Origin of the sequence: Imperialibacter sp. (genome assembly GCF_048007035.1) — a bacterium.
Classification (GTDB): domain Bacteria; phylum Bacteroidota; class Bacteroidia; order Cytophagales; family Cyclobacteriaceae; genus Imperialibacter.
In genome coordinates, this window is record NZ_CP180355.1 from 1,781,963 (window position 1) to 1,806,211 (window position 24,249).

19 protein-coding genes are annotated in these 24,249 nt (G+C 46.7%); 9 read left to right on the top strand and 10 right to left on the bottom strand.

Features of this window, described 5'->3' with window-relative positions; translation table 11 throughout:
- Positions 1-28: 28 nt before the first annotated feature.
- Positions 29-3,538 (top strand): DUF2341 domain-containing protein, encoded by a 3,510-nt coding sequence (locus tag ACMVP2_RS07895; protein WP_416867310.1) that lies wholly within the window; start codon positions 29-31, stop codon positions 3,536-3,538.
- Between the two features lie 497 nt (positions 3,539-4,035).
- Here ACMVP2_RS07895 and ACMVP2_RS07900 read toward each other — a convergent pair whose 3' ends face one another.
- Both ACMVP2_RS07900 and ACMVP2_RS07905 read right to left on the bottom strand, forming a co-directional pair.
- On the bottom strand, positions 4,036-5,046 hold the full coding sequence (locus ACMVP2_RS07900; RefSeq protein ID WP_416867311.1) for a cytochrome d ubiquinol oxidase subunit II: 1,011 nt from the start codon (positions 5,044-5,046) through the stop codon (positions 4,036-4,038).
- Complete coding sequence (locus ACMVP2_RS07905) at positions 5,039-6,355, bottom strand: cytochrome ubiquinol oxidase subunit I (protein WP_416867312.1); 1,317 nt, start codon at positions 6,353-6,355, stop codon at positions 5,039-5,041. Before ACMVP2_RS07905 ends, ACMVP2_RS07900 begins: the two co-directional genes overlap by 8 nt.
- Positions 6,356-6,676: 321 nt before the next feature.
- Here ACMVP2_RS07905 and ACMVP2_RS07910 point away from each other — a divergent pair, with 321 nt between their 5' ends.
- A complete protein-coding gene (locus ACMVP2_RS07910) occupies positions 6,677-7,159 on the top strand; it encodes a hypothetical protein (protein WP_416867313.1) in 483 nt (160 codons plus the stop codon).
- Here ACMVP2_RS07910 and ACMVP2_RS07915 read toward each other — a convergent pair.
- Positions 7,156-7,794, bottom strand: coding sequence for a 2OG-Fe(II) oxygenase (locus ACMVP2_RS07915; protein WP_339787742.1), 639 nt, complete (start codon positions 7,792-7,794; stop codon positions 7,156-7,158). The genes ACMVP2_RS07910 and ACMVP2_RS07915 overlap by 4 nt on opposite strands.
- A 454-nt stretch (positions 7,795-8,248) precedes the next feature.
- On the opposite strand from ACMVP2_RS07915, the gene ACMVP2_RS07920 reads away from it, so the two are divergent.
- From ACMVP2_RS07920 to nspC, 3 genes are all read left to right on the top strand, one after another.
- Entirely contained in the window at positions 8,249-8,707 is a 459-nt protein-coding gene (locus tag ACMVP2_RS07920; RefSeq protein ID WP_416867314.1) for a hypothetical protein, read from the top strand.
- Between the two features lie 195 nt (positions 8,708-8,902).
- Complete coding sequence (locus ACMVP2_RS07925; RefSeq protein WP_416867315.1) at positions 8,903-10,108, top strand: saccharopine dehydrogenase family protein; 1,206 nt, start codon at positions 8,903-8,905, stop codon at positions 10,106-10,108.
- 75 nt (positions 10,109-10,183) lie between these two features.
- Entirely contained in the window at positions 10,184-11,323 is a 1,140-nt protein-coding gene (gene nspC / locus ACMVP2_RS07930) for a carboxynorspermidine decarboxylase (RefSeq protein ID WP_416867316.1), read from the top strand.
- Here nspC and ACMVP2_RS07935 read toward each other — a convergent pair.
- Positions 11,315-12,700 carry a M20/M25/M40 family metallo-hydrolase gene (locus tag ACMVP2_RS07935; RefSeq protein WP_416867317.1) on the bottom strand — a complete coding sequence of 462 codons (1,386 nt, stop codon included), beginning with the start codon at positions 12,698-12,700 and terminating at the stop codon, positions 11,315-11,317. The genes nspC and ACMVP2_RS07935 overlap by 9 nt on opposite strands.
- A gap of 86 nt (positions 12,701-12,786) precedes the next feature.
- Here ACMVP2_RS07935 and ACMVP2_RS07940 point away from each other — a divergent pair, with 86 nt between their 5' ends.
- Positions 12,787-13,533 carry a TIGR00730 family Rossman fold protein gene (locus tag ACMVP2_RS07940; protein WP_339787754.1) on the top strand — a complete coding sequence of 249 codons (747 nt, stop codon included), beginning with the start codon at positions 12,787-12,789 and terminating at the stop codon, positions 13,531-13,533.
- A 5-nt stretch (positions 13,534-13,538) separates the two neighbouring features.
- On the opposite strand, the gene ACMVP2_RS07945 is transcribed toward ACMVP2_RS07940, so the two are convergent.
- The 6 genes from ACMVP2_RS07945 to ACMVP2_RS07970 form a co-directional block, all read right to left on the bottom strand.
- Positions 13,539-14,612: an alanine racemase gene (locus ACMVP2_RS07945; protein WP_416867318.1), complete on the bottom strand. Its 1,074-nt coding sequence runs from the start codon at positions 14,610-14,612 to the stop codon at positions 13,539-13,541.
- A gap of 76 nt (positions 14,613-14,688) precedes the next feature.
- The gene (locus tag ACMVP2_RS07950; RefSeq protein ID WP_416867319.1) at positions 14,689-15,138 is read right to left on the bottom strand and encodes a GNAT family N-acetyltransferase; all 450 of its coding nucleotides are present in this window, start codon (positions 15,136-15,138) and stop codon (positions 14,689-14,691) included.
- Positions 15,125-16,576 (bottom strand): sodium:solute symporter family protein, encoded by a 1,452-nt coding sequence (locus ACMVP2_RS07955; protein ID WP_339787759.1) that lies wholly within the window; start codon positions 16,574-16,576, stop codon positions 15,125-15,127. The genes ACMVP2_RS07950 and ACMVP2_RS07955 overlap by 14 nt, the downstream gene beginning before the upstream one ends.
- A 22-nt stretch (positions 16,577-16,598) precedes the next feature.
- On the bottom strand, positions 16,599-17,459 hold the full coding sequence (locus ACMVP2_RS07960; protein ID WP_339787761.1) for a universal stress protein: 861 nt from the start codon (positions 17,457-17,459) through the stop codon (positions 16,599-16,601).
- Between the two features lie 10 nt (positions 17,460-17,469).
- Positions 17,470-17,862, bottom strand: a complete 393-nt coding sequence (locus tag ACMVP2_RS07965) for a hypothetical protein (RefSeq protein WP_339787764.1) — start codon at positions 17,860-17,862, stop codon at positions 17,470-17,472.
- Positions 17,859-18,389 carry a DNA starvation/stationary phase protection protein gene (locus ACMVP2_RS07970; RefSeq protein ID WP_339787767.1) on the bottom strand — a complete coding sequence of 177 codons (531 nt, stop codon included), beginning with the start codon at positions 18,387-18,389 and terminating at the stop codon, positions 17,859-17,861. The genes ACMVP2_RS07965 and ACMVP2_RS07970 overlap by 4 nt, the downstream gene beginning before the upstream one ends.
- A gap of 293 nt (positions 18,390-18,682) precedes the next feature.
- On the opposite strand from ACMVP2_RS07970, the gene ACMVP2_RS07975 reads away from it, so the two are divergent.
- From ACMVP2_RS07975 to ACMVP2_RS07985, 3 genes are all read left to right on the top strand, one after another.
- A complete protein-coding gene (locus ACMVP2_RS07975) occupies positions 18,683-19,213 on the top strand; it encodes a helix-turn-helix transcriptional regulator (protein WP_151998212.1) in 531 nt (176 codons plus the stop codon).
- A gap of 121 nt (positions 19,214-19,334) precedes the next feature.
- A complete protein-coding gene (locus tag ACMVP2_RS07980) occupies positions 19,335-21,722 on the top strand; it encodes an ABC transporter permease (protein WP_416867320.1) in 2,388 nt (795 codons plus the stop codon).
- 393 nt (positions 21,723-22,115) lie between these two features.
- Positions 22,116-24,239, top strand: coding sequence for a nitrite reductase (locus tag ACMVP2_RS07985; RefSeq protein WP_416867321.1), 2,124 nt, complete (start codon positions 22,116-22,118; stop codon positions 24,237-24,239).
- Positions 24,240-24,249 lie beyond the last annotated feature (10 nt).

The window sequence follows — 24,249 nt, forward strand, 5'->3', positions numbered from 1 at the left end:
TTGGTACATCACCTAATTTATACATCGAGTGTCTTATATCTGTAGAGCTTTTTTTATCGTTTTTATACTTGCGTTTTCAACAGAAGTTTTTTCCCAAACCGAGGGGTATGGCTACGGCAAGCGAATTACTATCGATGCATCTGAAGTAATGGGTGCAAGTCCACTAACTGATTTCCCTGTCATGATCAGGTTCATGGGTGCCACCGCCGATTTGGATTTAAGATCCGTAGGTAATGGGGGACACGTTGAAGATGCTACCGGGTACGACATCATTTTTGGTGCCGACCAGGCAGGTGTAACCCTTCTGGATCATCAAATTGAGTCGTATGATCCCACAACAGGCGAGTATGTGGCCTGGGTCAGAATTCCTACGTTGAGCAATTCTACTGATACGGATATTTACATTTTCTATGGAAATTGTTCAGTGTCAGCAGACCCCTCCGTTACCAGCGTGTGGAACTCAGATTTTGACGCCGTGTATTTCCTCAACGACGACTTCAACGACGCCACTGGTGGCACTGCGGGAACAAATACCGGAAGCACCGACACATCGCCAGCTTTAATTGCTGATGGGCAAAATTTTGGTGTAAATGACTATGTTCAAATCCCCTCATCTTCAATTGCTACCGGGCAGGGCACGGTTTCAATTTGGGCCTATACATCGACTTTCACAGGAACAGAACAGTATATGTATGGCCATACGTCAAACCCCTCAGGCTTTGCCGACAGGATCCAGTTGTATACCGACGATGGAGCGGGCGGGCTAGATTTGGGTTTTGGTAACAATCACAATCTGGAGCAGGGAATTATAAATTTAGCTCCCAATGTATGGAACTATATCGCTCTCACCTGGAATGGCACGACGTGTTCAGTGTACGTAAATGGTCAATTGGAGCACACGGAGGCTTATAATGGGTTGGGCACGCTGGAAAGCTATCTCGACATTGGTAACGATGGTCGGGCAAATGCGGCCCGCAATGAAGGTTGGAATGGCGACCTTGATCATGCCCGGCTTTCAAATGAAATTTTTAGCGCCAGCTGGATCGAAACTGAGTACAACAATCAACGTGAAGACGCAACATTTTACACCACTAGTGGGGAGTTCAATGCTTCTCGCACATTCTATTCTTTTGCTTCCGGAGCGTGGGAGTCCAATTCCAGCTGGTCTTTTACTCCTGACGGTTCCAGCGGCCCTGTGGGCGCTGGCGTCTTTCCGAAAAGAACCGACAATGTCGTTATACAAAATGGACACTCTATCACTATCGATAATGTAGATGACAATGGCGGGTGTTCTCAATCGCCGGCGGGTCTGGCGAGAGCCAATGTGGGCGCTTTTACCGGCTCTACAGATCAAATGTTTTATCATACGGGAGATATTGTCGTTGCCAACGGAGGAACGCTCACCTCAAGTGAAGAGGTAATGATAGAAGGCTATACGCTGGTGGAAAATGGAGGCACTTTCACGGTGACAGAAGATATCGTTAATCTTGGCTACTTCGAACTTGCATCAACGGCTAATTTCACCAACACTGACGACTTGATCCTGTCGGGAAACAGCGTTGCTATCATCGACAATACATCTTTTGGTGCAGATGATATTTACATCGATTGGACAGATGCTACACTTTGTGGCAGCGGCATCGTAAACCTTGGCAACGGGGGTGCAGACCCTACCATCCAATTCTTTAATGGTGGGAGCCTCGATCAGGTATGTGCCGATTTTAGTCTCACATGCTCCAGTAATTGTGGCGCTTTTCCAATCACGCCCACTGGGAATTTTATCACAGGAAATGCCGGGCCAGGCGGAGTTGGCGACCAAAACAACAACCAGTTGTGGCTTAGGGCAAATGATTTGAGCCTGTCTGACGGCGTTGCTGTTACAGCCTGGCCAGATGCATCAGGAAACGGGTTGACTGCTGCGTCAAGTGGCGTTTCAGCTGAGGAGCCAACATTCAATGCCAACGCCGTAAATACTTCGCTCCCATCGGTAAGTTTCGACGGAGGAGACTTTTTAAACCTTGGCACCCCCGCCGGCCTCAACTTAATTCCCGGCACAGATAGTTGGTCCTTCTTTGCAGTTTACAATGTCCCCTCGGGCAATAACGGTACTATTTTTTCTAAGGCAACAGCCACTTCCGGCACCAGGCAGTATCAATATACTATGGATGCCAACACCTTTACCTCTTTCATCGGTGGCAACTATGGGCTCGGCACAATCAATACCGCCGATTCCTGGGCTATCGGAGCTCACATCAACAATACGACAGCAAAAAACTCCTGGTCTGATGAAGCTGTCAACGTATCAGGAGGCGGAGTAGGCACAGGAACCGTGACCACCACTGACGTGCTGGTGGGCGCCCGACGTGGAACGGCCACAACAACTGGATTTCTCCTAACCGGAGAGATTGCTGAAATAGCGATGTACGATGGCGAGGTAAATACTGCCCAAAGAATCATCATCGACAATTACTTGTCCGCAAAATACGATATCGATATTTCCGCCTCCGGAAACGATGTATACACAATGGATGATCCGGGAAATGGAGACTATGACTTTGAAGTAGCTGGCATTGGAAGGGCTGCCGACGGTTCAGTACACGCAGATGCCCGTGGGTCGGGTATACTCCGTGTATGGAACCCCAGTGATCTGGACGATGGAGAATTCATGTTTTGGGGACATGACAATGCAGCTATTAATTCAACAACCAAAGCAGTTGGTACCGATGTTGACGGAACCGAGATAGAAGAAAAGCTCTCAAGAAACTGGATCGTCACTAAAGCAGGTGACGTAGGTACCGTTTCCATCTCTTTTGACTTCAGTGGAGTGGGCGGAAGTCCGCTTGGCTCCAATTTGAGACTGCTTGTTGACCGGGATGGCGATTTTTCTACAAATGACGTGACTCCACTAGCAGGAACCGTATCAAATAAAATCGCCGTATTTTCCGGAGTGTCTTTTCAGGATGGGGACAGGTTCAGTTTGGGTAATACCGATGTATCAGTGCCACTGCCAGTTGAATTATTGAGCTTCTCGGCAAAGCCAACCAACACCATGGTGACTATCGAGTGGGTGACAGGATCAGAGCTGAACAATGACTTCTTTGTTGTTGAAAGCTCACTTGATGCCCAAAATTGGCAAGAGATTCTTCAGGTGAAGGGAGCTGGCACTACGTCTGACAAGCGAACCTATCGTGCTGCTGATCATCAACCCTACCCGGGAAAATCGTTCTACAGACTCAAGCAAACGGACTTTGACGGCACAATTTCATATTCCCACATTGAAAAGGTTGACTTTACGCTATCAAGCAACCTGACAATCTACCCCAATCCATCAGGCAACAGGTTCAAGTTAAAAGGCTCGCACAATTTCAATCCTTCGCACGTGAAAATTTACAACACCGCTGGCCAACATATAAAACCAAAGGTAACTGTTGCTTCGGGCGAACTCATGATTGACTTGGTTTCGTATCCTTCAGGGGTATATATTCTACATTTCCCTACAAATGGCTCTCTACAGTCCTTTAGACTAGTCAAGTTATAAATACCCGCCGAAAAGGAATAAATGTAGCTCATCGACCAGTCTACCGTCTAACGCCCTGCTTTAGCGAATACGTATTGCTCGCAGCATGATTATACACTCTCACGATACTCCCCGGATCTCCACTTGATCCGAAGCCCCAACCACAGCAAGCAATTTTTATAGGATTTCGAAGAATAGTTATATAACTAACTTTTCAAACGATTGCTTTGATAAAATTTCAGAAAAAGAGTTGTGAAAATGAAAAAATCTCAGTTACATTGGAGCAAATAAAAAGCACCTTGGGCCAAAAGCCGAAGGTGCTCAGAACACATACCTACTTAAACTACACTCTTTATTAATGAGAGGATTCTACTATCAGGGGCAAAGTTAGCCCCTTTTTTTATGCGCAGAATCAAGAACTCATTAGCATATTGTTAATTTCTTGATTTCTCCTGTTTCAATACAGACGTAAATTTATTGAAAAAAGTTTAACGGAACGCCTGATTTGTTGAAAAAAATTACCGCAAACCTTTGCGATACTTAAAAACCCATATCAAATAGCCCAATGCTGGTAATATTAGCACAACACCAACAGCCAACATCGTGCCTAAAATTGATATCACCAGCTCCGGGGCTGCAGCTTCTTCAAGTGTTATCACCGTCCCGTCAACGAAGACAATCAGATTAGGGTACTGAAGTGCCAGCCAGCCCAGCACAATCAAACTTCCCTGCAGCCCTGCCAGCAGTCTCGAAAGCTGGTCCCATTTCTTCCTCAGCGTAACAGCCAGCACCAAAAGGCCTACCGTGGCAAGAATGACACTAACAAGGCCGAAAGGGTGGGAAAAGAACAACCTGGGAAAGTCAATTTTTTCAACCAGGCCTGCCACAAACACTAATCCACCCGTTACTACCACCAATATATTCGTCAGCAACGCATTCTTGCGAAAAAGCTCTTTGGTGCCCCGATCCTCAATTTCAGGTATGAGAAACGTAGCTGCCAAAAAAGCAAAGAGTGATGATGTGAAAATACCTACCGCCACAGTGAACCAGTTGAGCCATGGTGCCACGAACGCCTGATGGAAGTTTTCAACGTCAACGGGCATTCTACCCAGCACTATGGCACCTGCAATCACTCCCAGAAAAAAGGGTGTAACCAGGCTTGACCAGGCAAACATCCTGGAATACACCTTTTGAGACCTACCCTGAACAGCATCATAATGCCGGAACACAAAAGCCGTTCCCCTGACAATAATGCCAACAAGCATCAACAAAAGCGGAATATGCAGGTAAATGGAGATTACTTTGAAGGCTGCCGGAAAGCCATTGAATAAAATAACAATAATAATAATGAGCCACACGTGATTAGCCTCCCATACCGGCCCAATGGCCTGGTAAGTAGTGGCTTTCAGTTCATCAAACTTTTCTTTCGGCGAGAACAGCTCCAGAATGCCTGCACCAAAGTCGGCACCGCCCAGCAGAACATAGAGTAAAAGCGAAATAAGCAGCACCAGCACAACCCACTCAAACATGAGCTACCTCCTTTTCCTCATTGAACACGGTGATTTGCCGCCCCATCAACCAAAAGACTAAAATGGCCAGTACCAAATAAATACCTGTGGTTACATAAAATGAATACGCTATGCCAGGCATGGGCGTTACGGCGTCGGCTGTTTTCATGATCCCATAAATAATCCACGGCTGCCTTCCCACCTCTGTCACCACCCAGCCAGCCTCCACAGCCAAAAAGCCTAATGGAGTGGCGAATGCCAGTAGTTTGAGAAACCACGTGCTTTGAACCAGCAGCGGCCTCTTCCATTGGCCGAAGAGAAAAATCACACCGATAAGCATAAGCAGCACCCCTATCGCTATCATAGTCTGAAAAGCAAAATGTACTATGGCTACAGGCGGCCACTCGTCTCTTGGAAACGCATCAAGCCCTTTCACTTCAGCCATCGGATCAGTGAATGCCAGTATGCTCAGCAGGTAAGGAATCTTGATAGCATAGTTCACTTCTCCCTTTTCTTCATCGGGAACCCCGCCAATAACGAATGAAGCACCTTTTTCCGTCTCAAAATGACTCTCCATTGCTGCCAGCTTCACCGGCTGCCTGTGTGCCACATCATCCGCCGAAAGGTGACCGCTGAACGGCTGTAAAAAAGCAGCCACTGCCCCGAATACAAGAGCTATTTTGAGTGCCCGAAGATGGAGCAATTTGCTTCTGTCTTTTAAATATTGCCAGGCATGCACCCCAGCCACGCCAAATCCAGTGGCGACAAAGGCGGCCAGCGTCATATGCAAAGCCTGAGTGAACCAGGCCTCGTTTAGCATAGCAGCTATAGGATCCACGTTCAACGCCTGCCCGTTTACCCAGTCGAAACCTGACGGGCTATTCATCCAGCCATTGGCCGCTACCACCAGAATGCCAGATGCCACCCCGGAAATGCCAACGAAAACTCCCGACGTAAAATGCACCCAGGGCTTCAACACCTTTTCACCATATAGAAATAAGCCAAGTGCTACTGCCTCCAGAAAGAACGCTGCTCCTTCAAGCGAAAAAGGCATACCAATGATAGGCCCGGCGTGTTCCATAAAGCCCGGCCAAAGCAACCCCAGCTCGAAACTGAGCACAGTGCCCGACACTGCGCCTACAGCAAAAAAAATAGCCACACCTCTGGCCCAGGCCTTCATTAAACGGTGGTAGTCCTCCTGGCCGGTCTTGAGCCATTTGTAGTTGGCAAAAGCCATGAGAAATGGCATGACCATCCCGATGCAGGAGAATATGATGTGAAAACCCAGGGACACTGCCATTTGTGAGCGGGCAGCCAGAAGATCGGTCATAAATACAAGAATTAGCTATTTCGAAGAACGTAATTGCTGAGCAAGGGATTCCGCTAATTTTCTATTTTTTTGGAATTTTTATCCCCTCCAAAACTGCCCTGGCTAAATGAACCTCTTCATTACCAGCCGCTTTTCGGCATCTCCTACACCCTCCCTTCATCATCCTGGCAAGTCACATTTCATATCTTATGTTTCATTGTGGCATGGGGCGGATCTTTTTCTTTTTCCTCCGAAATAAGTAGCGTTAAACAGCAACCAGCCTCTTGTCTGTATCTGAAAAGTGCAATTAATAGTTTAATTTACAGTCTAAATTCTCCATCTATGAAAAGGCTGCTGCTTATCTCTCTGGTATTTTTCACGTTTTTTGCTCCCACATTTGCTCAAAATAGTCCTTTACTAACCTTTGAAGAGCTTTTGGAAACCTTTAAGAGAGGATATGACGTGAAAGGCACTTTCTACTATGCCAAATGCGATTTTTATGTGGATGAAAAGAAAGTCGAAAGTGCACCCGACATAGTGGGAGGAATGAACATTGACTTTTTTGAGTACTTCGGCAGGAATGCTGTAAAGAACGGCAAGGCGTTCATCACTTTTTCTGAGAGTAAAATGATTGAGAACCCAGTTGGTAGCGGTTATGTGTATAACTACTTGAAAGTCAGGGTTTATGAAGATGGAAATGTTTCCATCAATGTCAGGCATGTAGATCCACGAACGCTCGAAAACAAAAAACAGGAACGGTTTGAGACGAAGCTATACGACGGAAATTTAAAAACAGCCGGCGCCTATTTTTTTGTCTCTCATTAAAATGGCACATCGAGCAACTGATCACGCAGCCAACCGGTCAGGCTTTTCCTCTCTCTTGCTGTTGGCAGTACTTCGTGCTCCAGCAAATCGCTTCTGAAGCAGATCAATCTTCCTGCCACTGGCAACACGTCCACTATCTGCTCGTCAGCGCCAACAGGTTTGTACATCCGCAACTGTCCGCCGTCCCCCTCACTCCAATCGAAGTTTAGATAACAAATGACACTCAGCTTCCGGTGGTCGTCCTGCTTGAACTGATCCAAATGCCGTTTGTAAAAAGTGCCAACCGGGTAAAGCGTGTAATGAAACTCAAAGTCTTTCAGACTTAGAAAGCACGTTCTATTGATAAACTGCATCAGCTCCCGCATCCTATCCAAATACACCTGGGTGGGATCCTTCGCTTTCTCAGGCTCTATCCACCTGATCAAGTCTCCCCGCTGCGACCTATCAACCTGATGGTTTTCAGCCTGCCCTATGCCGGCTCTCTTTAAGTCGCCAGCTTCCTGATAGTCATCCAAAACGCTCAAGATGTCCTTTACCTCCTCATCGCTGAGAAAAGACTCGATGATGCCGTATCCATTTTCAGAAAGATCATCGGCAAGTTGATTGAAGCGGGCCTCGATGGTTTGTGTAGTCATGTTGAAATCAGGTGCGCAAAAGTAACTCAATAAGCAATAATTCCGCAATCCGGCCCTTTACGGCTTACGTATTATTTGAAAGTTTCTGGTTCAGGTAATAAATGGTTGAAATAAATGAGCAAAAACAAGCTATACCCCTCATTTGAAGTAGCTGAAGCGGTTTTATGTGCTCCATGGGGTCACAAATGATGTAATGTTTTCAGTGTAAAGTTGTCGTTTTAGTAAAATCCTGAATACTGGTTTTCAATGCCACATGCATTTTTATGCTTCGAAATGAGCGGATTTTAAAAATGGAAATCCACCTGGTACATTTGATCATGGTTAACGAAAAAAACTATCTGGTCATCAACGAATCGCAGCCCAAAAATGGCTCGCTGGTGATGGCACTGTTTAAGAGCTTCCTACACCATTGCATTTTCACGACTACAATAAATAACATTATAACACAACCGCTATGAAAAAAGTACTGATAATCATTTGCCTTGTTGCCTTCAATGGCATTCTTATGGCCCAAAGCACTGTAAGTGACCACTCAAAGGTTGATGCTCTTTTCGAAAAAAGAACTGCCCTTTTGGAAAACGGCGAAAGCACAAGAGTGATAGACCATGAACTAGCCAAGCTTGGTGTACGTTTCCCCGCCAAATTGAATGTAAGCTATTCTGGCGACAAAATTAACATCGCCTTCCCTTTGCTTGAAAACTCCAATGCTGCCTACATGGAGCAAAAGATTGTGCGGATAAAAGCAAAAATGCCAGAACTGGAAGTACTGGGGATAGAGGCTTCCTACTGTTTTGCCACATTCAAGAAAAATGCCTCAGAAAAACAACTAACAGAGCTTTTGTCTGAATTTCTTTACGACGGATACTATGTAAGCGCCCACTCAAGAGTTCAGGTTGGCGCTTTGATGGACTAATTGACAATTATAATATAACTACCAGCTATGGAAACCGGGGTTTACACTCCGGTTTTTTTGTTTTTACCCCACTTCTTTGCCTCCTGTTCTCTGGTAAAATCCTCATGAGTCAGAATATTAATCGCTGTGTTTTTAATACATTTCCGCATGTGCTACTTTTGCAGTTCAAGCAATTAACCTGTAATAAGATATAAGATGGGAAAAGTACTCATTATTGGTGCCGGCGGAGTCGGTCGTGTGGTGGCTTACAAATGCGCCAAAAATTCAAGTGTGTTTACTGAAATCATGCTCGCCAGCAGAACCAAATCCAAGTGCGATGACATTGCCGCTGACATAAAAAAAGACGTGGGTGTAAGCATACAAACAGCTAAAGTAGATGCCGATGTAGTGCCTGAGCTGGTCAAGTTAATTAACAGTTTCCGCCCTGACATTGTCATCAATGTGGCACTTCCTTATCAGGATCTTACTATCATGGATGCTTGTTTGGAAACCAAAGTAAACTACCTCGACACAGCGAACTACGAGCCCAAAGAAGAAGCCAAGTTTGAGTACAGCTGGCAGTGGGCATATCAGGAAAAATTCAAAGCTGCAGGCCTGACAGCCGTGTTAGGTTGCGGTTTCGACCCAGGCGCTACAGGTGTTTTCACTTCCTACGCCGCCAAGCATTATTTTGATGAAATTCACTACCTCGATATTGTTGATTGTAACGCCGGAGACCATGGAAAGGCTTTTGCTACCAACTTCAATCCTGAAATAAACATTCGTGAAGTAACGCAGGAAGGGAAATTCTTTGAGGATGGTAAGTGGAAAATAACAAAACCACATGAAATAGGTAAGGATATCAACTATCCGAACATCGGGCCCATGAAATCTTATCTGATCTACCATGAAGAACTCGAGTCGCTGGTGAAAAACTTCCCCACGATGAAAAGGGCCCGCTTCTGGATGACCTTCAGCGACAATTACCTGACTCACCTCAGAGTGATTCTGAACATAGGCATGGGCAGCATTGAGCCAATCAACTACAACGGAATGGAAATTGTGCCGCTTCAGTTTTTAAAAGCCGTATTGCCTGACCCGGGAGATCTCGGAGAAAACTACAAAGGTGAAACCTCGATTGGTTGCAGGGTGCGTGGGCTAAAAAATGGTGCGGAAAAGACCTATTACGTTTACAATAACTGCAAGCACCCTGATGCATACCGTGAAACCAAAGCTCAGGGCGTTTCCTACACCACTGGTGTGCCTGCTATGATTGGCGCTAAACTTGTGCTTGAAGGCAAGTGGGGCGGCGCTGGTGTGTTCAACGTCGAGCAGTTCAACCCTGATCCCTTCATGGAAGAAATGAACAAGCAGGGCTTACCATGGCATGAGCTGCACGATGTAGATCTTGAAATGGACTAAGCTTTAGCTTTATTAAAAGATAAAAGGGGCAAGGCACAAGGCTTGCCCTTTACTGTTTTACACGACCAAGTGACCATGATTGACTACTCAAAAATACCTTCGCCCTGCTACTTGCTGGAAGAGTCGCTGCTCCGCAGAAATCTTGAGCTAATGAACGACGTGCAGGAGCGGGCCGGTATCAGCATCATTCTTGCATTCAAAGGATTTGCCATGTGGAGCGCCTTTCCTTTGGTGAGGCAGTACCTGAAAGGAGCCACAGCAAGTTCACTCTCTGAAGCCAGGCTTTGCTTTGAGGAGATGAAAACAAAGTCGCACACGTATGCTGTAGCCTATCGTGATCAGGAGTTTGATGAGATCATGGCCTTAAGTAGTCACATCACTTTTAATTCGCTGAGCCAGTATGAGCGATTCAAAGACAAGGTTGTAGCCTACCCTGAAAAAATCTCATGTGGGATTCGGGTCAACCCCGAGTACTCAGAGGTAACAACAGACTTGTACAACCCGTCGTCGCCTACTTCCCGCCTGGGCATGACAGCTGCGCACTTTGGTGACAAGCTGCCAGAGGGCATTGAGGGGCTGCATTTCCATGTATTGTGTGAATCCACCTCGTTCACGCTTGAAAATACGTTGAAAGCATTCGAAGAGAAGTTTGGGCACCTGATCCCACAGGTAAAGTGGGTGAATATGGGGGGCGGGCACCTGATGACCAAAAAGGGATATGATACTGCCCACCTCGTTTCTATTCTGAAAGCCTTCAGAGAAAAATGGGGTGTAGAAGTCATCCTGGAGCCTGGAAGTGCCGTGGCCTGGGAAACCGGCGACCTGGTGTCCACTGTTCTCGATGTAGTAGAAAACTCCGGTGTAAAAACTGCCATTCTGGACGCTTCTTTTACCTGCCACATGCCCGATTGCCTGGAAATGCCCTACAAGCCAAGAATTAGAGGGGCCAAAATGGAGCCGGAAAAAGGCAAACCTACCTACCGCATGGGAGGCATGAGCTGCCTGGCCGGAGACTATATGAGCGAATACTCATTCGATAGGGAGCTACAGCCTGGGGACCTGATTGTGTTTGAAGACATGATCCACTACACAATGGTGAAAACCACGACCTTCAACGGCGTACCCCACCCATCTATTGGTATTTGGAAAGAAGACAACTCATTCCAACTCGTAAGAGAGTTTGGCTATGAGGACTACAAGAATCGTCTATCTTGATTCAATCCTCATTTCGTCATCAATACCCACTTCAGCCAACACAATCAGCAGGGCTCTCTTGATTCCCAGCACACCGTCCTTGTTGATGAAATATTCATCAAGAGAGTGAGCATTTCTACCCATGCCACCGCCGCCAATCGTGATGGCAGGTATTCCTTTTGAAATCGGGATATTGGAATCGGTGCTGCCTCTTCTTAAAGTTGGGCGTCCGCCAACAAACTGCGTTGCAGCTATCCCTCTTTGGACAATGGCCATGCTTTCCGGGTGTTCGCCAGAAGGGCGGTCGCCGATCATCTCGATTTTGACAGTCAAATCGGGGCCATGTCTTTTGAGCTTATTCTGATCGGCCAGTGCCTTGCGAACCGCCTGCTGAAGAATAGTATCTACCTTAACAAGGCTTTCAGGGCTTTCGGAACGCATGTCCACCTCCATGATGGATTCAAATGGGATAGAATTGACCGACGTGCCACCCGAAATGACGCCTACGTTATAGTTTGTCTTTGGCCCGCTGCGAGTAAACTTGTCAGCTTCATCCGTAAAATAGGTAATGGCTCTACCCAGTGCATGGTGAGGGTTGCCCAAACCAAAGGCTCCCCACGAATGCCCTCCGGGGCCCTGAAAAGTAATCCGGTACCGGTGCGACCCAAGTGCCTGGTTGGTAACCGACTCATGTCCACTGCCATCCACTGAGATAAAGGCGTCAATCTTAGGCCCATTAGGCCCAAAAAGAAACTTAGCTCCACGCAAATCGCCCTGCCCCTCTTCTCCTACATTACCAATAAACAAAATATCATTTTCGGGCTGAATGCCAGCTTTTCGAATGGCCTTCATAATGGTGATAAGGATGGCTAACCCCCTGGTGTCATCCGAAATACCCGGAGCCTTTAGTGTATCGCCCGATTGCTGCACCCGGGTATCGGTGCCTTCCGGGAAAACCGTGTCGAGGTGAGCACAAAACGCCAGCACCTTACCTCTTTTTGTTCCTTTAACCAAGCCGATTGCATTCCACACTTCATCCTGCCAAACTGAATCGGCACCCGCTTCTTTCAGCAGCGACAAATATTTATCACTGCGGTTCTTTTCTTTGTATGGAGGCGCTTCAATCTCGGTAAGAGTGATAAGTGTTTTGATAGTTTGCTCGTCATAGTCTTCAATGAACTGGAAGGCCTCTTTTACCTGCGGGTGGGCCGACAGTGCATCGATTTCGGCTTTGAAGGTATCTTCAAGTTTCGGAGCCGTCATGGCTACTGGTGCTCTGCCAGCGACTGTGCTGTCTTGCTTATTTTCGCTAGTATCCGTTGTTTTGTCGCCGCAACCGGCCAGCAAGGCAAGTGAAAAAGCAGAAAATATAAGTCTGGAGGGAAATTTTATAGTCATATTCACGGTTGAGTGTATGGGCTAATGACGGAGAATTTGGAAATAGAGCCAATACAAATGTGATTGAAGGCGATTTTATTTGATCAATGATGGAGAACAACACCGATACTAATAACCATAACGAAAAGAAGTTTTTAGAGGGGCCCGGTACCCGATGGCGGGAATTTAAGTATATCGTAAAAGTGGCACTTGAGTTTATTCGTGGATTCAGGGCGTTGCACTTTACGGGGCCATGCATCACAGTTTTTGGCTCTGCCAGGTTTGAGGAGGATCACCCCGCCTACAAAGCCGCACAGGAGCTCGGCCAGCAATTGGCGCTGGCAGGATTCACGGTAATGACGGGCGGTGGCCCGGGCATCATGGAGGCCGCACCAAGGGGAGCTAAAGAAGTTGGTGGTAAAACGATTGGCTGCAATATTGTGCTTCCACACGAGCAGCACGCCAATCCCTATCTCGACATTGTAGTCAACTTCAACTACTTCTTTGTGAGAAAGGTGCTTTTGCTAAAGTATTCCTATGGTTTTGTGGTGATGCCGGGCGGTGCAGGCACAATGGATGAGCTTTTTGAAACGTTGACGCTGATACAAACGGGGAAAATTAAGGGATTTCCGCTCGTGTTGTTTGGCAAAGACTATTGGAGCCACCTGGTTAGCCAGTTGGATCACATGGTGAAGGAAAAGACCGTATCACCCGAAGACCTGGATCTGTTTCTGGTGACTGATTCAGTGGAGGAAGCCGTTGAATATATCGAAAAAGTGTCGATCAAGAAGTTTGGATTAAAGCGGATCATGCTTAAGCCAAGCTGGGTTTTTGGAGAGAAGGTGAGTTCTTAGCAAGATTACTCTACTACGTATTTTTCAATGTAGTCGGAGTTGAGCACGCCCAACACACCCATGTACTTCATCTGAAAGGTCACTATGTCACCCACCTGATAGTTCCTGTCGGAGTTGCCCAAATCAAGCACCAGCATGTCCGAACTTGCTCCTATCACCGTAACTCCCTTTTCTTCCGGAATAAGAAAATCAGGTGCAATCTCCAGCAGGCCAATATCAACTATGGCCCTGTAAGAGGTCTTGCCTATGTCTTCCTGCTTAATTTCAAAGACTTCGCCCGATGGATTCTCCGCCAGCTCACCTTCGGGGGTTTTTGGCTTTTGTGTGAGTTCTATGATTTGTGTGTAAAGCTTGAAAACGTCCGTTTGCATGCCCTCCACTGTTCCGCCTGTGAATAAATCGGCTCCAAAATACAGCGTTTCACCAATTCTGAAGTGGTTAACGCCTTTCGGCAGCAGGTTTCGTTGTAGCAAAGGAAAAGTGACGGAGGTGCCTCCTGATACCCAGGGAATCTTCTTATTAAACTTGGTTTCCACCAACTCCTTGTACAAGCTTAGCTGAACCAGCTTATCGGGAGACGGCATTACGCCATTCAGGCAGTTAAGGTTCGTGCCCAATCCTACAATCTCAAGGTTAGGCAGCTCAAATACCTGCTCATAAAATTCCAGCAGGTGATCGCCCACAACGCCCTCTCTCAGGTCGCCCATCTCAATCATGATAATCACCTTATGCACTTTACCCTGCCGCATTGCCTCTTTGGACAGCAGCTGCATGGTAGTGTACTCAGTATTGAAGCTAACGTCGGCATATTTGACAATCTTCAATATGTTTTTTTTCGCAGGCGGTTTTATATAAACAGTTTGTACATCAGGATTAATGGACTTCACCACTTTCAGGTTACCTATTCTGGAATCATGGATTTCCCGTGTGCCCAGCTTAATCAGCTCTTCGATGAATGTTCGGTTGCCGCAGAGCAACTTGGATACAACTCCCCACTCAATATTATTCTGTTCAAACTTCGCATTGAGGAAGTCGTAGTTGTGTTTGAGCTTGGTTCTGTTGAGCGTAATATAAGCCATCTTAAAATGATAAATCCACTGAGGACAACTCAGCAGACGGGTTGATGTTGGTCAAATTTACTTAAAAAAGAGGAGGTCAGTTTTTCACCAGCCTCATTTCCAGGTATTTATTGGTAAAGCCGAGCTTCTTGTACAAGTGTACGGCTGGATTTTCGGGCTCCACATGCAAGGCAATGTTACCGTCGGCGGAATCAATGGCTTTCTGCATAAGCTGCTTGCCTATACCCTGCCCACGGTAATCCTTGTGCATGGCGATGTATACAAGGATGTTCTCAGGTATGTAACCTTCCATGCCAGTTCGGTTTACCACCACAGCCCCCACTATCCTATCTTTCTCCTTATCATGCGCCACCAGCACAAATCCGCCTGGCTTCAGGTTATCGTCAAGGGCGTAGTCAATGCATTTTAGAATATCTTCCTTTTCATCGCCAAATTCGTCCAGGTGCTTGTGCAGAAATGCCGCAATTAACATGCGCTGGTTCATGCCAACAGTGAGGCCAGGTGTGAGAAGTTCATAGCTTATCATGAGCGTAGGTTTTTTTAGTAGTAACTGAATTTAATATAACAAAAATGGCTGCTGACGCCGAAATACCGAACACATTCGGATCCAGCTGAAGGGGCAGGTCAATAGGTGCAATGCTCAAACCAACCGTGGTAGCGCCGCCGACCAGCATCGACCAAAAGGCTGCTGTGCTGGATACCCTGGCACCGAACAGCGCTGCCACAAGCGGAACCAGTAACCCTGACACTAAAAACGCATAAGAGTACAACATAAGTTCAAGTACGTTTTCCATAGTACTGGCAAGGATAAGCGCTGCAACACCCACGCCCAGCGTTATCAGCTGCGACATCCGCAGCGTTGACTTCGAAGTAGCCTCTGAGGTCGATTTAACCCCAAGGATGTCGGTAACAATATTTCCAGAGGCAGCCATCAGGCAGCTGTCAGCGGTTGACAGAATCGCCGAAAAATAAGCTGACATCATCAAGCCAAGCAGACCCACCGGCAAAATATCTCGCAGGAGTAATGGCAACCCAATTTCTTCGTCCATGGTTCCCACCCCGGCATAGCCCACAGCATCAAACATACCTTGCTCCGCCGCTACTCTGGCAAAAAGGCCCAAAACAACGCCCATGATTGCCATAATTGGCCACTCGAAAAGGCCCGCAATAAACCAGGCCTTTTGGGCTTCCTTCGGCCCTTTGCAAGCATAGATTCTCTGGTACAAAGTCATTCCAACAAACCAAATGGGAATGATGGTCACAGCCCAGTTCACCAGCATTTGCCAGGTAAGGTTATCCCAGCGCAGGAACTCGGGTGGAAGTGTTTGAACAATAGCGTCATACCCTCCAATGGCGTGATAACCCATCGGAATCCCGATGAAGATCAAACCGGCCATGAGAATAATCCATTGAACAGTATCGGTATAGATGACTGCTTTCAAACCGCCCATGACAGTGTATACCACTGCTATCACCCCCATAACGAACAGTGCCGTCATGAGATCCAGGTCAACAAAAGTGGCCGAGGCGAGTTTGGCACCAGCCAGCATCTGGGAACTCGTAAAACCTAGATAACCTATGGCAGAAATGATTCCTGCCAGCAAAGCCACCTTTTTGTTGTAGAAAAGCCCGAAAATCTGGGGAAACGTATAAAGCCCCTCAAGCTTCGACATCTTGCTTACCTTGGGAATAAGCACCACGGCCGAAAGCCAGGCACCAATCAGGCCCGTGAACAACATCCACGACCCTGAAATCCCCATTGTGAAGCCAAGACCGCCCAGGCCAATAGAAAAGCCACCGCCAACGTCGGTGGCCACCACACTAAGGCCCACGTGCATGCTACCCATGGATCGCCCTCCTACGTAATAGTCGTCGTCACTTTTGTTTTGCCTGAGGAAGAAGAAACCTATCCCCAGCATGATCACCATGTAAATAAAGAAAATGAGTATGTCCAGCCAATGCATTAAGTAGAATCCCTCGCTTTGTTTAGTTCATAGATACATTAACAGCCAACACGGCTGGCGACGGCGCTTTCACAACATCTTCTGTGATGCTGCCAAATAAAAAGCGTTCAAGGCCGGTCTTATCGTAGGTCTTCATCATGATGAGGTCAGCATCAACCTGCTCGCTGAATTCAACTATGGCTTCGACCTCCTTATCATGGTGTGTGGCATTGACAAAGAACTTCTCAAAGCCCAGTTCAAGTGCTACCTTTTGCATTTTTGACTTTATTTCCTCGTCGTCTATCAAATCAGTGTGCACTACGTTGAGCAGGTGCACAGTTGAGTTAAATGAGTCAACCCAGTGACTGATGAAATCGGCCTCAGTGGGAAGAAACCTGCTGACGTCGGTAGGCAGCACAATATTTTTGAATGATTCAGGCAGTACCGAACCCTCCAATGCCAGCACTGGCATATCTGTATGCCTGATAATTCGCTGAACAACTGAGCCGGTCAAAGGATTGCTTCCCTTGAAAGCCTCTTTATGTATCACCAGCAACGATGGATCGTTTTCATGCATAAATTCCTTGATCCCTGCCTCAGGCGACTCCTCAATCTGATGAAAATGAATATCTCTGTGCAAGGCATTCATCTCTTCCAACACCCTCAGAAACTCATCCATTCCCTCAAATTTCTGCTCAGTTTTCACCAGCTGGGGAATTGCAGCCCCATTGCCTCCCATCAAGCCAACGTTCGGCAAAAAAGCAGCATTTTCAATCGGTTTGAATTGTATTACTTCTATTCGCATCCCCAATGTTTTGCCAATCTTGAGGGCGGCTTTCAATGCCATTTTTGATTCCGGCTGAAAATCAAACGGCACCATTATATAATTTTCCTTTCTTTTCATGGATCGTTTTTTACGTTACAGAATGGTTCTTTGCTGACGGTGAAAATAGCTGATCAATCGCCTCCAGGTCGCCATAGTCTTCGATATATTTGACACATTCAGAAGTCACCACAATCGGCGTCTTGAGTAATTCCGGATTCTTGTTGATCAACTTTAATGTACCCTCCGTGTCAGAAATTTTGTACCCCTCAATAATCCTCGGGTCGATAAGGTCGCTAACATCCACCGTCATATCAGAGGCAAGGCTTGCAAAATGAGTCGACGTGAGTTTTTCCGCATCAATGTCTATTTTTTTTAGCTTGACATTAAGCGCTTCTGCCCTTGCCAGTAGTTTCCGGTCTCGCACCTTTGCACGGCTATAGATGAAAATGGCCACTCTTGAGTGCGTTTGCAAGCTACTCATTTAACCTCCCATTTTTCGCTCAACCATGCACTAAGCATCCAATGGTGTTTTTCCAGCCCCTGAATATAGCTAGTGAGCATATCTTCCGTTCCGGTGTCATCACTTTCCTGAGCCGTGTGCACCACACTGTGCATGTCGGAAAGCAGGATTCTGATGTCGAGCAAAACTTCCACTACCATTTCCCTGGCTGGAAGCTCCTTTCTAATTTCTTTGATTTCGGCATTTTCGATATACTCCCCCATCGTACTCATGGGCATTTGACCAAAAACCCGTATCCGCTCGGCGATGTCGTCAATGTGCCCTCTGGCCTCATCGTACAACTCTTCAAACTTCTCATGCAGCCTGAAAAAATCGTTACCTTTCACATTCCAATGAAAGTTCCTGAGCTTCTGATAATGCACTGAGTAATTAGCCAATAGCTGGTTAAGACCTTGGGTGATCTCTATGGTGTCGAGGGCAGAAAACCCTAGCTTCTTAAAGTCTTTCTTTTTCGAATTAGTATTCCTGGTTTTCTCTGCGGTAATCATGTCGTCTTCTTTTAAGTCAGAAAATTATTTTAATCATTTTGCCGGTTGATCCATATCGAATGCCCGACACGGTGCTCCTGGCTGACTATGCCGCTAAGGAAAAAATTGACTAGAAGAAGTGTTAATAGGATTGATATATCTGTTAATTTGATGTTTTGTAAAATTCATAACACTAATATTAACGAGGGTTAATAGAAAATGTTTAATTTTTTTACATAAATTTACCCAAAAGTACACAATTGTTGTGAAAAACAACCGAGCAGCAAGTCAAAATGTAAATATTTTTTACAGAAATGAAGTTTTTCGCTGATAACCTGAAATTTTTACGAAAGAAAGCTGGTCTGAGCCAGGAGCAGCTCGGCGAAAGGATTGCCCTCAATAGGGGTAATATTGCCAGTTACGAGAAAGGAACAGCAGAGCCCCGACTTGAGAACGTTCTCAAAATTGTAAAATTATTTAACATTGAGCTGTCTGATCTCCTTGAAAAAGACTTGTCGAACTCGGCGGCTATACAGGAAGAACTAGAAAAAATGGGCTTACCGAACGAAGCTGCCCCCATTCCGGCCGAGGAAGCAACAGCTCACCTGAAAGCAGAACTCATCGACAACAGGGCAAGGCTGGAGCGTTTTATGAGCCAATCGGACGACATGCAGAAAATACTTGAGGGATTCAGACAGTTTCACAAGTTCAAAATGTCGAAATCAAGCGACATTTCCCGTGACGTTAAAAACATTGCCGACGACTATGAAAACTTGCTGGAGGTGATGGACGCCCTGCTGCTATCACATAAAGAGCTAATCAAATTCCTTGACGAGTCAAAATAATGTACGGGCTGTTCCATTTTGAAACAGAGCAACACACCCTCCTTGGAATTAATTAATTGATTAGCAGCTACTTATAAAAATGGCATTTCCTTGGCCCTGGATTTTAGTAAAAAAAGTAGCTATGATCAGGAACTACCTTTTGATTGCTTACCGCAACCTTGTAAGAAATAAAACTTTCTCACTGCTAAACATTATTGGACTGGCTGTTGGCATCACAGCCGCCATCACCATTGGGGCATTTATTATTGGTGAGCTCAAAGTTGATGCGTTTCAGCAGGAGGCCAGCAATACCTATTTGCTGCATTGGAAGGAAGACTTAAAGGGTGAGGGAAGCCGAAACGTGGGCCTGACCACCAAACAAGACGCTGAATTACTCAAAGGCCAGCTTGCTTCGGTCAGCGATGTCATCAATGTGCGCAACATTCGGTCTTCGGTGCAAGTGGGCGACCAAAAGTATTCCAGCGATGTGCTTATGGCAGAGAAGCACTTCTTTCAGTTTTTTGATTTCGAGCTCCTCAAAGGCGACCCCGCCACAGCCCTCAACGATCCATCGTCCGTCATTCTAACAGAGACGCTTGCCAGCAAGTATTTTGGAAGCACGGATCCCATTGGCCAAACGCTCCGCCTGACAGGTGATTTTGACGTGCCATTGAAAGTCACTGGCATCATCAGGAATTACCCCGACAGCCACATGAAAATCAGTGCGATAGTGCCCTGGGAAATCAAAACCACCGACGGTCAACTCATTTCACAATGGTACAAGCTCTCAGTGTATACCTATATCAAAAGTGTCTTACCTGTCGACACAAGAACGCTGGAAAAGCAAATTGAAGCTGTATATGCCAAGGCCGACTATGAGCTTGTGAAGGATCACCCAAAGCTAATCTCCGTAGCTGACATTTATCTCCAGGCAGGCAATTTCGATTTCATGGATGGCTTCCAGTTTGGCAGCCCATCGACCATAAAAACACTGGGGGTAATTGGCCTGTTGACCCTTCTGATGGCCTGCATCAATTTTATCAACGCCTCCACAGCACAATCGATGAAAAGAGCCAAAGAAGTGGGCGTCAGAAAAAGCATGGGTGCTTCATCGGCCCAGCTAAGGTGGCAGTTCTTGTTTGAGGCAGTCATTATCGTCGCACTGGCGTGGGGCATGGGCGCCACCCTTTCCGACATTGGCAAGCCTCTTTTTGCGGAGCTAACGGGTAGAAGCATCTACATCAGCATTTGGCAGGAACAAAGTGGCATTATCCTGCTAGTCTCAGTGTTTGTCTTTACAGCCCTGTTCTCGGGCTTGTACCCGTCGCTGGTGATGTCGTCGTGGAGTCCGGTGGAGTCGCTAAAAGGCAAGTTATTAAAGGGCAAAGGAAGCCGAACTTTCAGGGAGCTGCTTATTTCTTTCCAGTTTGTAGTAACGGTGTGTCTCATTGCAGGCTCACTCCTCATTTACCGACAAAATCAGTTCATGCTGAGCAAAGACCTTGGCTTTGACAAAGAGCAGGTGGTGGTAATGCGGGTGAGTCAAAACTCAGCGATTTTCAAACAACAGCAAGCATTTCTGCAGGAGCTGGCCACCGTGCCCAATGTAGTAACAGCCTCCGCCGGCATGGACGCCCTTGGCGATGGCTACACCAACAACTCCTACTACGCCGTGCCCGAGGGTGGCAGTGTTAATGAGAGCGGTGTGATGTCCACCTACTTTACAGTCGACGACAAATTCAGCGAGGTATACAATATCGACGTGACCTCGGGAAGGTTTCTTGATACCAAATTTGCGTCCGACAGCACTGGTGTGGTGATCAACGAAACCCTCGCAGAAGGCCTCGGCTACGACGACCCCGTGGGCCGTACCGTTAAGATATGGGGAGACGACAGCCAGCCACTTCATATTGTTGGTGTACTAAAAGACTTTCATTTTCAATCGCTTCACAAACAAGTGCAACCCGCCCTCTGTATTCTCAACCGCATGAACGGCTGGAACATTGCCGCACGGCTCAGCGGAAACGACTACCCGGCTACGCTTGACGCCATCAGGGAAAAGTGGGAAAGAATGGAATCAGAGGCAGCGTTTAATTACACCTTTCTCGATGAAGATTTTGCCCGCTTTTACAACGACGAGCAACGACTTCTCAGTGCTATCAATTTCTTTTCGATACTGAGCATTCTGGTGGCCTGCATTGGCCTGTATGGACTTACCAGCTTTATGGTTCAACAACGCACCAAAGAAATTGGCATCCGTAAGGTGCTTGGTGCTTCCATTTCCGGCATCCTTGTTTTGCTTAATAGAAGGCTGTTGGTGATACTTGGGTTGTCGGTTCTTGTTGCCACACCTATCACTTTTGCTGCCATCGATGCCTGGCTATCGGCATTCGCTTACAAGGCGGGGATTAGTTGGTGGTCGTTTGGGGCAGCCGGGCTTCTGGTTGCAAGTGTCATTGTGCTGACCGTTTCTGTAATAAGCTTGAACGCAGCGAGGCGAAATCCCGTTAGAGTGCTTAGGTACGAGTAGCACATCCTGGCACCGTTGTGTACTATCTTGACGTTAGGCATATCCAAAAGCCAAAGAAACTTTTGAAAAAGTGCCTGAAAAGTGCCTGATTATTTGGATTGGGTAAAATTTATGACGCAATCTTTGGATTTATAAAATCCCAACTTTAGCATTGTATAAAATTACAAAGTAAGTGATTACGACTGCTACCCAATTTTTGATTAATGAAAAGGAGTTCGCCTCAAACAGGTGTGCTTGCTGGTTCTGGTGTTGTCCGGAAGCGGAAAGGCATTTAATTAGTGTGGTAGCAAATCGAAACAACGAGTAATAGCGCCATCCAAAACATAAATGAAAGCCTTTCCAGCTACCAAAGCGGAAAGGCTTTTTTGTTTTTTATCCCAAGAAAATTCAGCCATGCAAAGTTTCAGAAGTGAGTTAGAAGACATCAACAATCCGGTCATTGAGAAAGACATCATTGACCTGGCAGACAAAATTTCAAAATTCAGGAACCTGCAAATCGATGACGACAAGTTCCGTAGTGTGCGCCTTGCAAGGGGAGTGTACGGTCAACGACAGCCTGGCGTGCAAATGATCAGGATCAAGCTGCCCTATGGTAAAGTAACTACCCGGCAGCTGGTGCATATAGCCAATTTGTCGGATGAGTTCGCCAGCAGTACCCTGCACGCCACTACACGGCAGGACATTCAGATTCACTACGTGAGCCTCGACAGAACACCCGAACTTTGGGCAAAGCTTGAAAAAGAAAAAATCACACTTAGGGAGGCCTGCGGTAACACAGTAAGAAATGTAACCGGATCTGCCAAAGCGGGCATTGACCCCAACGAGCCATTTGATATCACACCTTACGCACAGGCAACATTTGAGTACTTTCTGCGCAACCCTATTTGCCAGGAAATGGGCAGAAAGTTTAAGATTTCTTTCTCCTCTTCAGATGAGGATTCCGCCTTCTCTTTCATACACGATATTGGGTTCATTGCCAAAGTGAAGCAGGTTAACGGAAAAGAGGTTAGAGGTTTTAAGGTGGTTGTGGGAGGCGGCCTTGGTGCACAACCGATGCTCGCCCAGGTAGCCTATGAGTTCATGGAGGAAGATCAAATCATTCCGTTTACCGAGTCGCTCTTGCGGGTTTTCGATAGATATGGTGAAAGGGCTCGTCGTCAAAAAGCACGCATGAAGTTTTTGATGGCTGAAATAGGGTTGCAGGGCTTACTTGATCTGGCTAAAGCTGAATATCCGGCGCTCAAACACAAGACGTTTCGTATTGATACCACATCAGTGCAGCAGCCTGAACCGCAGCCAGCGGGAAAGGTATATCCAGAAGTAAGCATCGACAATGAAGCTCGGTATCAGCTATGGCTGCAAACCAACGTTTTTCCTCAAAAGCAAAAAGGCTTCTTCGCTATTGGGCTTAAAACCCAACTTGGCAACCTGAGTTCCGACAAAGCAAGGGCGCTGGCAGAGGTTGTAAGGGAATTTGCAGCGGATGAACTTAGAATTACTGTTACTCAAGGCTATATGCTCAAGTTTGTGAGGGAAGAAGCGCTTCGGGGTCTTTACGTGGCATTGGACAAGCTGGGGCTGGCCAATCCCGGTTTCGAATCGACTGCTGACGTAGCTGCCTGCCCAGGTACCGACACTTGTAACCTGGGAATTTCCAGCAGCTATGGTATCGCTGTGGAGTTGGAAAGAGTGATGACGGAAGAATTTCCCGACCTGGTTAAAAACAGCGACATCAGCATTAAAATCAGCGGCTGCCCCAACTCTTGCGGGCAACATGGCATTGCTGGCATAGGCTTCCACGGCAGCTCTCAGAAAAAAGACGGGCTGGTTCTCCCTGCCCTGCAAGTGCTTCTTGGTGGCGGAGTTGACGCCGACGGCAATGGCCGTATTGCTAACAAAGTGATCAAAATCCCCAGCAAAAGAGGTCCCGAAGCGTTGAGAGTCTTGCTTGCCGACTATGACGAAAATGGTAACGAAGGTGAGTACTACAAAGATTATTTCGCCCGACAAGGCGACAGGTACTTCTATACTTTGCTGAAGCCACTGACTTCACTGGACGATCTCTCAGATTCTGATTTTGTGGACTGGGGCGAAGAACAAAATTTCAAAGTGGAAACAGCTGTTGGAGAGTGCGCCGGGGTGATCATTGACCTGGTGGCTACGCTGTTCTACGACTCGGAAGAAAAGCTGGACTGGGCGAAGGAAGCCTTTGCCGAAGGCCGCTGGGCAGACTCGCTTTATCATAGCTACAATGTGTTTGTGACTTCGGCCAAGGCGTTGTTGCTTTCTGAAGATGTTAAAAACAATACGCAGATAGCCATCATCAGAGATTTTGACAGGATTTTTGTTGAAAAAGGTGAGTTCTCCTTCCCGGAAGGCAGCTTCGAAGCCCACATCACCAAAATAAGCAGTAACGAACCGACGGAAGCGTTCGCCAGCACATTTAAGGAGGAAGCAGCAGCATTTATTGAGAAAGTAAAAGCTACCCGTACCAAGCAGCTCATTGCATCCAATTAATCTTTCAACC

Excerpts from the sequence above, each read along its gene's own strand:
- ACMVP2_RS07925 (WP_416867315.1), top strand. The coding sequence starts at position 8,903 with ATGGGAAAAGTACTCATTATTGGTGCCGGCGGAGTCGGTCGTGTGGTG.
- ACMVP2_RS07965 (WP_339787764.1), bottom strand. The coding sequence starts at position 17,862 with ATGAGTAGCTTGCAAACGCACTCAAGAGTGGCCATTTTCATCTATAGC.
- ACMVP2_RS07945 (WP_416867318.1), bottom strand. The coding sequence starts at position 14,612 with ATGGCTTATATTACGCTCAACAGAACCAAGCTCAAACACAACTACGAC.
- ACMVP2_RS07940 (WP_339787754.1), top strand. The coding sequence starts at position 12,787 with ATGATGGAGAACAACACCGATACTAATAACCATAACGAAAAGAAGTTT.
- ACMVP2_RS07960 (WP_339787761.1), bottom strand. The coding sequence starts at position 17,459 with ATGAAAAGAAAGGAAAATTATATAATGGTGCCGTTTGATTTTCAGCCG.
- ACMVP2_RS07910 (WP_416867313.1), top strand. The coding sequence starts at position 6,677 with ATGAAAAGGCTGCTGCTTATCTCTCTGGTATTTTTCACGTTTTTTGCT.
- nspC (WP_416867316.1), top strand. The coding sequence starts at position 10,184 with ATGATTGACTACTCAAAAATACCTTCGCCCTGCTACTTGCTGGAAGAG.
- ACMVP2_RS07980 (WP_416867320.1), top strand. The coding sequence starts at position 19,335 with ATGATCAGGAACTACCTTTTGATTGCTTACCGCAACCTTGTAAGAAAT.
- ACMVP2_RS07935 (WP_416867317.1), bottom strand. The coding sequence starts at position 12,700 with ATGACTATAAAATTTCCCTCCAGACTTATATTTTCTGCTTTTTCACTT.
- ACMVP2_RS07970 (WP_339787767.1), bottom strand. The coding sequence starts at position 18,389 with ATGATTACCGCAGAGAAAACCAGGAATACTAATTCGAAAAAGAAAGAC.
- ACMVP2_RS07915 (WP_339787742.1), bottom strand. The coding sequence starts at position 7,794 with ATGACTACACAAACCATCGAGGCCCGCTTCAATCAACTTGCCGATGAT.
- ACMVP2_RS07950 (WP_416867319.1), bottom strand. The coding sequence starts at position 15,138 with ATGATAAGCTATGAACTTCTCACACCTGGCCTCACTGTTGGCATGAAC.
- ACMVP2_RS07975 (WP_151998212.1), top strand. The coding sequence starts at position 18,683 with ATGAAGTTTTTCGCTGATAACCTGAAATTTTTACGAAAGAAAGCTGGT.
- ACMVP2_RS07905 (WP_416867312.1), bottom strand. The coding sequence starts at position 6,355 with ATGACCGATCTTCTGGCTGCCCGCTCACAAATGGCAGTGTCCCTGGGT.
- ACMVP2_RS07920 (WP_416867314.1), top strand. The coding sequence starts at position 8,249 with ATGAAAAAAGTACTGATAATCATTTGCCTTGTTGCCTTCAATGGCATT.
- ACMVP2_RS07955 (WP_339787759.1), bottom strand. The coding sequence starts at position 16,576 with ATGCATTGGCTGGACATACTCATTTTCTTTATTTACATGGTGATCATG.
- ACMVP2_RS07985 (WP_416867321.1), top strand. The coding sequence starts at position 22,116 with ATGCAAAGTTTCAGAAGTGAGTTAGAAGACATCAACAATCCGGTCATT.
- ACMVP2_RS07900 (WP_416867311.1), bottom strand. The coding sequence starts at position 5,046 with ATGTTTGAGTGGGTTGTGCTGGTGCTGCTTATTTCGCTTTTACTCTAT.